This is a genomic window from Streptomyces sp. NBC_00443, from assembly GCF_036014175.1.
In the GTDB taxonomy this organism is placed as follows: Bacteria; Actinomycetota; Actinomycetes; order Streptomycetales; family Streptomycetaceae; genus Streptomyces.
This window is the reverse complement of the sequence record NZ_CP107917.1, coordinates 3,323,114-3,336,268: the sequence shown is the minus strand read 5'-3', so window position 1 is coordinate 3,336,268 and position 13,155 is coordinate 3,323,114. Positions and strand designations below refer to the sequence as shown.

At 70.5% G+C, this 13,155-nt stretch carries 12 protein-coding genes and 1 pseudogene; 10 read left to right on the top strand and 3 right to left on the bottom strand.

Going from position 1 to position 13,155, the window contains the following annotated elements; genetic code table 11:
• Window positions 1-444 precede the first annotated feature (444 nt).
• Entirely contained in the window at window positions 445-1,764 is a 1,320-nt protein-coding gene (locus tag OHO27_RS14700) for an Nramp family divalent metal transporter (protein ID WP_328424015.1), read from the top strand.
• A 6-nt stretch (window positions 1,765-1,770) separates the two neighbouring features.
• On the opposite strand, the gene OHO27_RS14695 is transcribed toward OHO27_RS14700, so the two are convergent.
• Both OHO27_RS14695 and OHO27_RS14690 read right to left on the bottom strand, forming a co-directional pair.
• On the bottom strand, window positions 1,771-3,021 hold the full coding sequence (locus OHO27_RS14695; RefSeq protein WP_328424013.1) for a hypothetical protein: 1,251 nt from the start codon (window positions 3,019-3,021) through the stop codon (window positions 1,771-1,773).
• An 80-nt stretch (window positions 3,022-3,101) separates the two neighbouring features.
• Entirely contained in the window at window positions 3,102-3,617 is a 516-nt protein-coding gene (locus OHO27_RS14690; protein ID WP_328424011.1) for a SigE family RNA polymerase sigma factor, read from the bottom strand.
• A 146-nt stretch (window positions 3,618-3,763) separates the two neighbouring features.
• Between OHO27_RS14690 and OHO27_RS14685 the strand changes: the two genes are divergently transcribed.
• The gene (locus OHO27_RS14685; protein ID WP_328424009.1) at window positions 3,764-4,210 is read left to right on the top strand and encodes a hypothetical protein; all 447 of its coding nucleotides are present in this window, start codon (window positions 3,764-3,766) and stop codon (window positions 4,208-4,210) included.
• A 15-nt stretch (window positions 4,211-4,225) separates the two neighbouring features.
• On the opposite strand, the gene OHO27_RS14680 is transcribed toward OHO27_RS14685, so the two are convergent.
• Window positions 4,226-5,953 carry a chitinase gene (locus tag OHO27_RS14680; RefSeq protein ID WP_328424007.1) on the bottom strand — a complete coding sequence of 576 codons (1,728 nt, stop codon included), beginning with the start codon at window positions 5,951-5,953 and terminating at the stop codon, window positions 4,226-4,228.
• A gap of 276 nt (window positions 5,954-6,229) precedes the next feature.
• On the opposite strand from OHO27_RS14680, the gene OHO27_RS14675 reads away from it, so the two are divergent.
• From OHO27_RS14675 to OHO27_RS14640, 8 genes and pseudogenes are all read left to right on the top strand, one after another.
• Complete coding sequence (locus tag OHO27_RS14675) at window positions 6,230-7,036, top strand: hypothetical protein (protein ID WP_328430432.1); 807 nt, start codon at window positions 6,230-6,232, stop codon at window positions 7,034-7,036.
• A gap of 82 nt (window positions 7,037-7,118) precedes the next feature.
• Window positions 7,119-7,826, top strand: a complete 708-nt coding sequence (gene cpaB, locus OHO27_RS14670; RefSeq protein WP_328424005.1) for a Flp pilus assembly protein CpaB — start codon at window positions 7,119-7,121, stop codon at window positions 7,824-7,826.
• 9 nt (window positions 7,827-7,835) lie between these two features.
• Window positions 7,836-9,098 carry an AAA family ATPase gene (locus OHO27_RS14665; protein ID WP_328424003.1) on the top strand — a complete coding sequence of 421 codons (1,263 nt, stop codon included), beginning with the start codon at window positions 7,836-7,838 and terminating at the stop codon, window positions 9,096-9,098.
• Window positions 9,099-9,163: 65 nt separating this feature from the next.
• Window positions 9,164-9,483: pseudogene (locus tag OHO27_RS14660) on the top strand (pilus assembly protein).
• A gap of 1 nt (window position 9,484) precedes the next feature.
• Entirely contained in the window at window positions 9,485-9,856 is a 372-nt protein-coding gene (locus tag OHO27_RS14655) for a TadE/TadG family type IV pilus assembly protein (protein ID WP_328424001.1), read from the top strand.
• Between the two features lie 12 nt (window positions 9,857-9,868).
• Window positions 9,869-11,206 (top strand): CpaF family protein, encoded by a 1,338-nt coding sequence (locus OHO27_RS14650; protein WP_328423999.1) that lies wholly within the window; start codon window positions 9,869-9,871, stop codon window positions 11,204-11,206.
• Window positions 11,207-11,216: 10 nt separating this feature from the next.
• Window positions 11,217-12,161 (top strand): type II secretion system F family protein, encoded by a 945-nt coding sequence (locus OHO27_RS14645; protein ID WP_328423997.1) that lies wholly within the window; start codon window positions 11,217-11,219, stop codon window positions 12,159-12,161.
• A 67-nt stretch (window positions 12,162-12,228) separates the two neighbouring features.
• Window positions 12,229-13,116 (top strand): DUF5936 domain-containing protein, encoded by an 888-nt coding sequence (locus OHO27_RS14640; RefSeq protein ID WP_328430431.1) that lies wholly within the window; start codon window positions 12,229-12,231, stop codon window positions 13,114-13,116.
• Window positions 13,117-13,155: the final 39 nt, after the last annotated feature.

Here is a 13,155-nt window from a genome sequence, read left to right as displayed (position 1 = left end):
CAGTGTACGCGGGCCGGTTCCGTCGGGAGCGGTCCCGTGTGAAGTCCACCCGGGGGTGTGATCCGGGTGTGCGTGCCGGCTCGGGGCCGGAGGAGGGTGAGGTTCCGCGCAAGGGGGGAGCGGTGGGAGCGGCGGCATGGCGGGGACCGGCGCACCCTCCGCCTCCCCGACTTTCTTGCCCTCGGCTCCCGGAATCCCCGGCTCCTTTCGACACCACCCCCACAGGAACGGCTGATCATGGGCGGATCAGCGCCACGACGGGATCACCGTCTGCGCGGGTGCAGGTATGGAATCGGGCTTCCCGCCGGGGCAAGTTCCTGATGGACGCGCTCTCCCGGCGCTGGGGCGTCGGACGACTGCGGCTCCAAACCCTGGTGAGCACATTGGGTGGAGATCGCGCACGCCCTCTTGTCCCCCCGGCACCTTTGAGATTTCTTGGCCCTCATGGCGGACACCACGGGAAACACAGCGGAATCACAGGTCGGCGAGGCGGAATCCCGGCCACGTAAGTCCAGTTGGCGGTACATCGGCCCCGGCATCGTCGTCGCCGCGACCGGCGTCGGGGCCGGAGACCTGGTCGCCACCCTCATCGCGGGCAGCAACTTCGGCTACACCCTGCTCTGGGCCGCGGTCCTCGGCTGCCTGGTCAAGATCTCCCTGGCCGAGGCGGCGGGCCGCTGGCACCTGTCCACCGGCCGCACCCTCTTCGACGGCTGGACGAGCCTGGGCCGCTGGACCACCTGGTTCTTCGCGGTCTACGTCGTGATCTGGGGCTTCGTCTACGGCGCGGCGGCGATGTCGTCGAGTGCGCTGCCGCTGCAGGCGCTGTTCCCGAACGTGATGGACCTCGAATGGTGGGGCGTGGCCTGCGGGCTGGTCGGCCTGGTCTTCGTCTGGTTCAACAAGTACGCCGTCTTCGAGAAGGTCATGACGGTCCTGGTCGGCGTCATGTTCGTGGTGACGGTGTACCTGGCGATCCGCGTGACGCCCAACCTCGGCGACGCCTTCGCGGGCCTGCTGCCCGTCCTGCCCGACGAGAAGGACTCGATCCTCAACACCCTCGGCCTCATCGGCGGCGTCGGCGGCACCATCACCCTTGCCGCGTACGGCTACTGGGTCAACGCCAAGGGCTGGACGGACACCGGCTGGATGAAGGTCATGCGGCTGGACAACCGCGTCGCGTACGCCACCACCGGCATCTTCGTCATCGCGATGCTGTTCGTCGGCGCCGAGCTGCTGCATTCCGCGAACATCGCCATCGCCAGCGGCGACAAGGGCCTGATCCAGCTCGGTGACATCCTGGAGGACGAATACGGCACGGCGACGGCCAAGTTCTTCCTCATCGGCTTCTTCGCCACCTCCTTCACCTCCCTCATCGGCGTCTGGCACGGCGTGAGCCTGATGTTCGCGGACTTCGTGACCCGCTACCGCACCCGCGAGGCGCTGAAGGGCGAGAAGGTCGCCTCCGGCGAGCGGGAGCGCTCCTGGCCCTTCCGCGCCTACCTGCTCTGGCTGACCTTCCCGCCCATCGTCCTGCTCTTCCAGGGCGAGCCCTTCCGCCTGATCATCATCTACGGCGTGCTGGGTGCGGCCTTCATGCCCTTCCTCGCCGGCACGCTGATCTGGCTCCTCAACTCCTCCCGCACCCCGGCCCAGTGGCGCAACGGGCCGCTCAGCAACGTCATGCTGGCCATCGCGGGCCTGCTGTTCCTGGTGCTGTGCCTGAAGCAGATCTGGGACCAGCCGTGGGCGGACTTCTTCTGACCTCTTCTAACGGAACTCGTCCCACTGGGGGCTGAGGGCGATCTCCCTTAGCTGCTTCTCGGTCAGGGCGGGGGTCTCGCGGCTGGGGGCGTCGTGCTGGGTCCCGGCGTTGAAGGCGCTGACGGCGACGCGGAAGCCGTCCGTGCGCAGCGTGTCGACGGTCCACATCACGGCGCCTTCGACGCCCTTGTCGCCGCCGCTCGGCCGGAAGGCGACCAAGGTGCCGTCGGGCAGCTCCTCGGCGTCGTCGCCGAAGAGCTCGCCGGCCACGTCTCCCATGCCGTGCTGGACGTCGATCTGGACGTAGCTCCTGCCCTTGCCGTCGTCGACCACGACGTAGGAGTAGTCGCTGCCCTTCTCGACGACCTTCGCGTCCTTTGGCAGCAGCGGCACGAGGGTGCCCAGGACCGCCTCGACCGTCGGCTCGGCGGGGGCGCCCGGCGCGGCCGTCGCCGTCGGCTTCTTCGGGTCCTCGGGAATGGAGTCGACGTACCCGCGCCAGACCTCGGCCGTCACCAGCTCCTTCAACCGGTCCGTGGACAGGGGCGGTTCGCTCCTGCTGACCGGTGCGTCCTTCTCGGCGGCCGCGTTCCACTCGCTGACCGCGACGTGCTGTCCGGTCGGGGTGAGCAGGTCGGCCGACCACAGCTTGGTGTCGACGCGCCGGTCGGGATACTCGTAGCCCTGGAACAGCTTGAGCAGGGAGCCGTCGGACAGCCGGGTGGAGACGCAACTGTCGTGCGGGACCAGCGCCTTGTCCGGGCAGTCGGTGGTCTGCCGGGCCTGGTCGCTGCCGGGCTCGATCCGGTTCAGGCTGACGCCGACGGCCGCGGGTCCCTTGCCGTCGTCGTGGACGAGGCGGACGTACGGCGGCACCGGCTCGTCCGCGGCGCCGCGCGCCTCCTGTGCGCTGACCTTGCCCTCGGGGAGCAGCTCTTCGAGGGTCGTGATGAGTTCGCGGGCCGTCACGGGAGCGGGGGCCGGTGTGCCGGACGGCTGCTCGGCCACGCCGGAGCTCGACGGTTGGGGGGCGGGAGCGCTGCCCCACGGCACCAGCAGCGCCCCTCCCACCCCCACCAGGGCGACCCCGGCCACGCCGCCCGCCACTGCGGCCCGCCGCCTCAGCCGCAGCCGACGGCCCCGCGTCAGACCGGCCGCTACGAGCGCGGTCCGGTCGGCGTCGAAGCGGTCACCGGCGTCGTGCAGGGCGTCACTGAGCCGCCCCTCGAACTGCTCCTCGTCGTGTTCCACAGGCATGGCGAGACCACCGTTTCTCGGGGTTGGGGTTGGGGTCGGGGGTGAGGTCGGTGCTGGGGTCGGGAAAGAGAGGGCGTGGGTCAGCGAGCCGCGTACTCGCCGAGGTCCTCGCCCAGCAGCTCCCGCAGCCGGCCGAGCGCCCTCGTGCACCGCGTCCGCACCGCCGCGGAACTGGAGTTCAGAGCGTCGGCGGTCTCCTGCACGGACCGGTCCTCCCAGTACCGCAGGACGACCACGGCCCGGTCCTTGGCGGGCAGCCGGGCGAGCGCCTGCAGCAGGGTCAGCCGCAGCGACAGGTCACCGTGGCCGCCGTCGTCCGCCGGCCGGTCGGGGAACGTGTCCGTGGCGCGCTCGGTGCTGCTGCGCCGGCGCTGGTGGGCGAGGAAGGTGCGGGTGAGGACCGTCTGCGCGTACCCGGCGGGGTTGTCCACCCGGGACACCCGTCCCCAGCGGGCGTAGATCCGGCCGAGGGTCTCCTGGACGAGGTCCTCGGCGAGGTGGGTGTCCCCGGCGGTCAGCAGACAGGCGGACCGGTACAGATGCCCGGCCCTGGCCACCGCGAACTCCGCGTACTCGTCGGCGCGGGCCTGTCTCATGCCGTCCCCCTGCTGCTGCGTGCCGGCCGTCGGTGAGGCCCTCACTTCACTGATGCGGCGGGGCAGGGAGAATGTTTCACCGCAGCGCCGAGAAGTTCACAGCCAGGGCAAGGACAGGACAGAGGACAGGACCGAGGACACGACGGATGACAGAGCAGCCACCCCCACCGCCCGTGCCGGGCTTCGGTCCGCCCCCGGCGCAGTATGCGCCGCAGTACCCGCCCGCGCAGCCCCCGTACGCCCCGGTCCCGGGCCGGCCGGTGCCGCACCAGCCTGTGCCGCCGCAGCCGGTGCCGCCCCAGCCCGTTGCGGCCGGCCCGGAGTTCCTGGCCGTGGACAAGCGCAACGCGGTCGTCGTCGACGCCTCCGGCGTCGTCTTCGAGATGTCCGGCCTCACGATCGAGTTCCGCTGGCCCGAGATCCGCGGCGTCCACTACAAGGCGAGCCCCGACGGCAAGGCCCTGATGGTTGCCGTGGTCCACATGGACGGCCGGTTCTACGAGTGCGTGGTGGAGGCCAAGCCCAGGACGCGGCTGCAGGAGTGGTTCCCGCAGCTGGCCTGGGTACTTGGCCATTACCGGCCGATGGGTTGACGGCGTCCGGTGCTGCTACGGCAGCCCGTGGACGTGCGGCCCGACCGCGTTCGACCAGGCGTTGCCCGCGGTCGCGTCCCAGTTCGTCGACCAGGTCATCGCACCGCGCAGGTCGGGATAGGTCCTGGAGGGCTTGAAGGAACCGCACCCCGTGCCCTTGGCCAGGCAGTCCAGGGCGTTGTTCACGACGGACGGCGCCACATACCCGCTGCCCGCGCCCCGAGTCGACGCAGGCAGGCCGAGCCCCACCTGGGACGGGGCCAGGCCGCCCTCCAGCTGGATGCAGGCCAGGGCGGTCAGGAAGTCCACCGAGCCCTGACTGTAGACCTTGCCGTCGCAGCCCAGCATCGAACCGCTGTTGTAGTACTGCATGTTGACGACCGTGAGGATGTCCTTGATGTTCAGGGCCGTCTGGAAGTACGAGTTCGACGTCGACTGCATGTCGATGGTCTGCGGGGCCATCGTGATGATCAGGGACGAGCCCGCCTTGGCCGACAGTGACCGCAGGGCCTGCGTCATGTAGGTGGCGTTGAGGCCGTTCTCCAGGTCGATGTCGACGCCGTCGAAGCCGTACGTCTGCATCAGGGAGTACACGGAGTTCGCGAAGTTCGTCGCCGAGGTGGCGTCGTTCACCGCGACCGTGCCGCGCTCGCCGCCCACCGAGACGATGACCTTCTTCCCGGCCGTCTGCTTCGCCCGGATGTCCGCCTTGAACTGGTCGACGGTGTAGCCGCCCAGCCCGGCCGAGTCCAGGTTGAACGTCACCGCGCCCGGTGTCGAGGCCGCGTCCGCGAAGGCGACGGCGATGATGTCGTACTGGGACTGCACGTCGGCGAGCTTCTGGACCGTGGCGCCGTTGTTGAAGTTCTGCCAGTAGCCGGTCACCGCGTGCTTGGGGAGGGCGGGCCCGGGTCCGGTCGGGTTGTTCGTCGTGCCCGTCACCGCCGCCGACTTCGGCGACTCACCGGCCGCATTGGTGGCCGTGACCTGGAAGGAGTACGACGTCGAGGCCGCGAGCCCGGTCACGGTCGCGGACGTGCCGGTGACCGCGGTGACCTTGGTGCCGCTCCGGTAGACGTTGTAGCCGGTCGCGCCCGAGACGGTGTTCCAGGCGAGCGAGACGGACGAGGAGGTCGTGCCCGACACCGAGAGCCCGCTCGGCGCACCGGGGATCGTGGGGGAGGGGTCGGTGCCCCCGCCGCCGTCGGGGCCGTACACCGACACGTCGTCCGCGTAGTACGCGGCCTGCCCGTACCAGCCGTGCGTGTAGAGGGTCACGGAGGTCGTCGAGGCGCCGGTGCTGAAGGTGGTCGACAGCTGCTTCCACGCCGCCGAGTCCGGCGTCCACGCCGACACGTCCGTCGTGCCCGTGCCGGTCACGCCGAGGTAGGTGTAGCCGCCCTGGACCCAGGCGCTCAGCGTGTACGTCGAGTTGGGCTTCACGGCCACCGTCTGACTGCACCGGGCGTTGTCCTGCCCGGCCGGTGTCGCCTTCAGCGCGGTGGAGCCGCCGTGCACCGGTGAGGAGACGGTCGTGCCGCTGTTCGCCGAACACGTCCAGCTGCTCAGGCCGGACTCGAAGCCGGCGTTCTTGGCGTTGTTGACGTCCGCGGCGGACGCGTGGCCCGCACCGATGAGGGTGAGGGCGAGGGCGGAGGTGACGGCTGCCGCCCACAGGCGGGCCGGTCCGCCGGTGCGGGATGCCGCTCGTCCGCGACGCCCGTGTGCTCTGTGTATGAACATGTCAACCAAGTTGGTCCAGACCAATCCAGCTGTCAAGGGATTCCGGTCATGGAGGATTGGTGTGCGCAACCTGCCCCGTTTTGGCGTGAGTTGTGCGAGGTGAGTTCCCTCCCGGCTACAGAAACGCTGTTCTCCGGTCATCAAGCCGTGGATACAGTGCTGAGATAGTCACGCAATGAAGTCATCTCGGTGCACCGGAGTAACACCCGTGCACCGGACCGGGCGGGAAGCGGGGAGCTGCGCGTGCCAACTGCCATTGCCGTGACCAGCGCCGACATGGCGCTACCGGCACAGGACGAGCGAACCGTGCCCGCCGTCGTGCTCCAGGACCTCGACCGGGAGCCCCTGGAGCAGTCGTTGACCGGCATGCAGACCCTGATCGAGCAGCACGGGCACGTCGTGGTCGTCTGCTCGCAGGCCGTTCCCCGTGGCGTCCAGCAGCGACTGCACACCGTACGGTCTCTGCTGGAGAGCGACCGTATCGCCGTGTTCCGCCCCGAACTGCCCCCGCTCGGACTCGCCGTCCTGGCCCGCCAGCTGCGGCAGCTGGCCTCGTGCGACCTCAGCCCCGGCGTCCTCGCCTCGGCCGGCCGGCTGCTCACCCACTACATCCACGCCGGAGCCCTCCTCGGCTCCGTCGCCAAGCTGGACCGCGTCCCCGTGGACCTCAGGTCGCACGCCAAATCCTGGATGCCCGGCAGCCAGTTCGGCGTCCTCGCCCACCCGGCCCCGCAGCTCGTCCGCATCGCCCCCGGAGTCACCCTCCCCGGCCCGGAGTTCGGCACCTCGATGCTGGTCGCCCAGGGGCAGCTCCAGTCCGACTGGGTCGCAGGCCTCGCCAAGACCTGGAACGCGCAGGGCCTGCGCGAGGTGGTCCTGCCCGCCGAGTCGGCGACCTGGTGGGGGACGCCCCGGCTGATCGAGTTCTGCGCCTACCTGCCCGACCTCTCGGTGCTTTACCAGCTCGTCACCTCGGTACGGCAGAACTCCTGTCACTGGTGCGGCATCGACGTCATCGGCGATCGCTGCGTCTTCTGCTCCGCCACCCCGCCCACCCACGAGCAACCGGCCCGCGCGGGCTGACCGGACCCGGCCGCAAGGCCGACCCGACCCCGACCAACCCGACTCCGACCGCACCCGACCGATTCCCCCAATGAGGTTGCACGTGAACTCCCGTCAGCGCCGCGGCGTGATACTCCTGCTCCTGTCGGTCGTCTGCGCCCTCGGCGCCTTCGCCGGTGTCCTGTCCGTCATCAACGACGTGAAGTCCAAGGTCGGGCCAGAGGTCACCGCGTACCGGCTCAAGCGGAACGTGGATCCCTACACCCCGCTCAGCGCGGCCCAGTTCGAGAAGACCGAGATGCCCGAGCGGTGGCTCTCCGAGAACGCGGTCACCGATCTCCGCGAGATCCAGGGCAAGATCGCCGTCACGAGACTGCTCGAGGGCTCCCTGCTGCAGAGCGACATGATCGTCGACCAGCCCGCCCTCCAGCAGGGCGAACAGGAACTCGCCATCATGATCGACGCGGCCACCGGCGTGGCCGGCAAGATCACCCCGGGCTCCACGGTCAACGTCTACGCCACCTTCGAGGGACAGCGCGACGGCGACCCCGACCAGTCCAAGCTCATCGTCGAGAACGCCCGCGTCATCGACGTGGGCAAGCTGACCTCCCTGCGACCCGACGCGGACGACCGGGACCGGCAGCCCACCGAGGCCGTCCCGATCACCTTCGCCCTGCGCACCGTCGACGCCCAGCGCATCACGTACGCCGAGTCCTTCGCCGACGAGGTCCGGCTCGCCCTGGTGGCACCCGGCGCCGACTCCGAGATCCCCGCGACGGACCGCACCTACGAACTCGCCAAGGACAAGTGAGAGGCCCCCATGCCCACGAGGATCCTCCCGGCCGTCGGCGACGCGGACGCGGTCCGGTCCCTCACGACGCTGCTCAGCCAGCTCCCCGACGCCGAGCCGGTCGCCCCGGTCACCGACTCCACCCAACTCGTCGACACCCTCGCGCGCCTGGCCGCCGAGTCCATCGACGAACTGCCCGAGGTCGTCGTCGTCCACGAGCGCATCGGCCCCGTCCCGGCCCTGGAGCTCATCCGCGAAGTCGCCCTGCGCTTCCCGGCGGTGGGCGTCATCCTCGTGACGTCCGACGCGAGCCCCGGCCTCTTCCAGGCCGCCATGGACTACGGCGCCCGGGGCCTGGTCGCCCTGCCGCTGCACTACGAGGAACTGGCCAGCCGCGTCCACGCGGTCGCCCAGTGGTCCGTGGGCGTACGGCGCCATCTGGGCGCCGGCGGCGATGTGTTCAGCGGCGTCGGCGGCACCGTCGTGACGGTGAGCGGCGCGAAGGGCGGCGTGGGGGCCACCCTCACGGCCATCCAGCTGGCCCTCGCGGCCCAGGCGTCGGGCCGCAGCACCGCGCTGCTCGACATGGACCTCCAGACCGGCGACATCGCGTCCTACCTGGACATCCAGTTCCGCCGCTCGGTCGTCGACCTCGCCGCCATCAGCGACATCACGCCGCGCGTGCTGGCGGACGCGGTGTTCCGGCACGACACGGGAGTGGCCCTGCTCCTCGCCCCCGGTGACGGCGAACGCGGCGAGGAGGTCACCGACCGCGCCGCCCGCCACGTCGTCACCGCCCTGCGCTCCCGCTACGAGGTCGTCGTCGTCGACTGCGGCGCCCAACTGAGCGGCGCGAGCGCGGCCGCCGTGGAGATGGCCGACACGGCCCTCCTCGTCACCACCCCGGACGTGGTCGCGGTGCGCGGCGCCAAGCGCACGGTCCGGATGTGGGACCGCCTCCAGATCCGCAAGGCCGAGGAGACCATGATCGTCGTCAACCGCCACTCGCGCGGTACGGAGATCCAGCCCGCCCTGATCCAGCGGATCACCGGCACGTCGGTCGCGGCCACCGTGATCCCCGCCAACTTCAAGGAACTCCAGGGCGCGGTCGACGCCGGCCGGGTGCACGAGCTGGACAACAGGGGGACGGTCAAGCAGGCCCTGTGGGCGCTCGCGGGGGAACTGGGCCTGGTCAAGGGCACCGAGGGAGCCGTGCAGCGCCGCAACGGACGGGCGCGGGGCGGCGACCGGGCCGCGCTGACCTTCCGGCGCCGGAAGGAGATCGGGAGGTGAGGGCGCGGGGGGACAAGGGCCGGCTCAGGGACGACCGGGGCCAGGTGACCATCGAGTTCCTCGGCATGACGCCGCTGATCATCCTGACGCTGGTGCTGCTGTGGCAGTGCGTGCTGCTGGGGTACACGTTCACGCTCGCGGGGAATGCTGCCGACGAGGCGGCGCGGGCGGCGACGGCGTCGGAGGGGCAGTCGGCCTGCGCGGAAGCAGGGCTGCAACACCTTCCGGACTCATGGCAGGGGGCGCCACTGTGGAGTGCAACGCGAGCGGCGGCTATGTCACAGCCGACGTGACCCTCCAGGTGCCCGTCCTCTTCCCCGGCTCCATCGCCTTCCCGTTCACGGTCGAGGGCCATGCGGGGGCCGTGCAGGAGGAGAAGGACTGAGATGTCGTACCGGCTCTTCCCCCGCCGTGCGGGCCGCGACCGCGGTCAGGTCGCCATCGAGTACCTCGGGTTCATCCCGATCCTGATCCTCGTCGCCATGGCCGGCATCCAGGTCGGACTCATCGCCTACACCGCCCAGCAGGCCGGTACGGCAGCCAGGGCGGGGGCGCGAGCGGCCTCGCTCGAACCCGGCGCCGCCCAGGAAGGGTGCCAGAACGCGGTCAGCGGCTGGCTCGCCGACGGGACCGCCTGCTCGGAGGCGTCCGGCGGCGACGAGGTCACCGTCACGGCCACCGTCGAGATCCCGTCGATCGTGCCCGGCTGGAACTTCGACCCCGCCCAGAAGACCGCGACCATGCCGCTCGACCACTGAACGAGGATCCACATGAGCCTGAGGTCACGCATCAACGCCCCGGAGGAGAACGCCGGCCGGGGCGAGGACGGTCACCTGGTCGCCTCGTACCGGGCCAAGCTCCTGGAGGAGATCGACCTCGCGGAGATGAGTTCGCTGGCCGCGGCCGAGCGCCGGGCCCGCCTGGAACGCGTCCTCGGGCACATCATCAGCCGTGAGGGTCCCGTGCTGTCCACGGTCGAGCGCTCGCAGCTGATCCGCAGGGTCGTGGACGAGGCACTGGGACTGGGCATCCTGGAGCCGCTGCTCGAAGACGCGTCGATCACCGAGATCATGGTGAACGGCCCCGACGCGATCTTCGTCGAACGAGGCGGCCGCGTCGAGCAGTTGCCGCTGCGCTTCCCCTCCCACGACCAGCTGATGCAGACCATCGAGCGGATCGTCTCGACGGTGAACCGGCGCGTCGACGAGTCGAACCCGATGGTGGACGCGCGCCTGCCGTCCGGCGAGCGCGTGAACGTCATCATCCCGCCGCTGTCCCTGACCGGCGCGACCCTGACGATCCGCCGCTTCCCCCGCTCCTTCACCCTGCACGAGATGACCGGCCTCGGCTCGCTGGACGAGCCCATGGTGTATCTGCTGGCCGGGCTGGTGCAGGCGAAGTTCAACATCATCGTCTCGGGGGCGACGGGCACGGGCAAGACGACACTGCTCAACGCGCTGTCGGGCCTGATCCCCGAGGCCGAACGCATCATCACCATCGAGGACTCGGCCGAACTCCAGCTCCAGCAGGCCCACGTGATCCGGCTGGAGTCCCGCCCGCCGAACGTCGAGGGCAAGGGCCAGGTCAGCATCCGGGACCTGGTCCGCAACTCCCTGCGGATGCGCCCCGACCGCATCGTCGTCGGTGAGGTCCGCGGCGGCGAGTCCCTCGACATGCTCCAGGCGATGTCCACCGGCCACGACGGCTCCCTGGCCACCGTGCACGCCAACAGCGCGGAGGACGCCCTGATGCGGCTGAAGACCCTCGCGTCCATGTCCGACGTGTCGATCCCCTTCGAGGCGCTGCACGACCAGATCAACAGCGCGGTGGACGTGCTCATCCAGCTGACCCGGTTCCCGGACGGCGCCCGCAGGATCACCGAGATCGCGATCCTGGACAGCCACGGCGCGGAGCCGTACCGGCTGGCGACGGTGGCCCGCTTCCACGCCCAGCCCATGACGCCGGACGGCCGCGTCCACGGCGCCTTCGCGTACTTCCCCCTCCCGCGCCGCACCGCCGACCGTCTCTACATGGCGAGCCAGCCGATACCCCAGGCCTTCGGCGTCGCCCAGTCACCGCTCGAGCTCGCCACCCGAGAAGCCAGGTAGGACCCCACTGATGGACCTCCAGACCCGCATCACGCTCACGACCGGCGTCGCCCTGCTGACCTGCGCCCTGGCCGTGGCGGGCGTCCACGTCCACGCCGCGGGCCGGGCCCAGCGCCAGGCCCTCGTCGAGCGTCTGACCTCCGCCGGCCAGATCACCGGAGCCGGCCGCCGGCGCCGCTTCGCCGACCTGGACCGCCGCCTGCGCCGTACAAAACTGGGCAAGCGGCTGGAGTTGCGGCTGGTGGCGACGGGCCTGGACGTCACGCCGGGCGAGTTCTTCGTCTACATGCTGGCGACGGTGGCGGGCCTGTGGCTGGTCGGCCAGGCGGCCCTGGCCCCCTTCTTCGGCCCGATCGCGGGCCTGCTGGGCGTCTGGGCGGCGATGCAGTTCCTGAACTGGCAACGCCAGAAGCGCATCGAGCGGTTCATCAACCAACTCCCCGAACTGGCCCGCATCCTGGCGAACGCGGCCCACGCGGGCCTCGCCCTGCGCACCGCCATCGGCCTGGCGGCGGAGGAGCTGGAGGCCCCGGCGGGCGAGGAACTGGCCAAAGTCTCCAACCAGTTGGCCCTCGGCGCCTCGATGGACGACGCCCTGGGCGAACTCGCGGAACGCCTCCCGTCCCGCGAACTGGTCGTCCTGGTGACCACGCTGGTGCTGTCCAACCGGGCCGGCGGCCAGGTGGTGAGCGCCCTGCGGAACCTGACGGAGACGCTGGAGGAGCGCAAGGAGACGCGACGCGAGGTCCGTACGCAGCTGTCCCAGGTGAGCATGACGTCGTACGCCGTCCCGGCACTGGGCGTGGGGTCGCTGTTCCTCATGAACGGAGTGAAGGACGGGGCCCTGGACCGTATGACGGCCTCCCCGGTCGGCCAGGTGGCGGTGCTGATCGCGTTCGGGCTGTATGCCGTGGGCTTCGTCCTGATCCGCCGCCTCTCGCGGATCGACGTCTGAGGCGCCGAGGCGCAGGAAGGGAGGACGACGGACCATGGGAATCGGACTCGGACTCGGACTCGGACAACTGGGACTTGTGCTGGCCCTGGCGATGGCCCTCGGCGTGTGGGGGATCTTCGCCGGCATCCGCATGTACCGCGCGGACGCCAGACTGCCCAGCGATCTCGCGCTGGCCCTCGAGATCGGCGCGACCCGCACCGGCGCCGTGGACTCGCTCATCGACCGCATGGGCATGCGCTACGCCCCCGCAGTACTGCGCCTGATGGGCCCGAAGCTGGTCGCCAGGTACCGCCGCAAGATCGACCTCGCGGGCAACCCCGGCGGCCTCACCATCGACCGCTACGCGGCCAGGCGTGCGGTGTACGGCTTCCTGGGCGCGGTCGGCTTCCTGGTGTTCCTGCTCCGGGGCCAGGTCCTCGTGGCGTTGTTGTTGCTGGCCTTCGGCGCCTTCTGGACGGAGGTCGGAATCTGGTCGGCGATCCGGATCAGGAAGGACGAGATCGAACGCACCCTGCCGGACTTCCTGGACGTCCTGGCGGTGGTGGTCAGCGCGGGCCTGGGCTTCCGCCAGGCACTCGACCGGGTCGCGTCCAAGTACGAGGGCCCCTGGGCGGACGAACTGCGCATCACCCTGCGCCAGATGGACCTGGGCATGAGCCGCCGCCAGGCCTTCGCGGAACTCCGCCGCCGCAACGACTCCGAACAGGTGGCGATGTTCGTGACGGCGCTCCAGCAGGGCGAGGAACTGGGCGCGCCGATCGTCGACACGCTGGTCGCCCTCGCCAAGGACATGCGCCGCACCGACGCCCAGAACGCCCGCCGGAAGGCGGCCAGGGCGGTGCCGCGCGCCACGCTCATGATCACGACGTTCATGGTGCCGGCCACGATGATCCTGCTGGGGGCGGGACTGCTGCTGGGGTCCGGGACGGACTTCGGGTCGTTGACGGGGGAGTAGGGGGGAGGACTGCATGTCAGGCATGCCGGTGAGGATGCG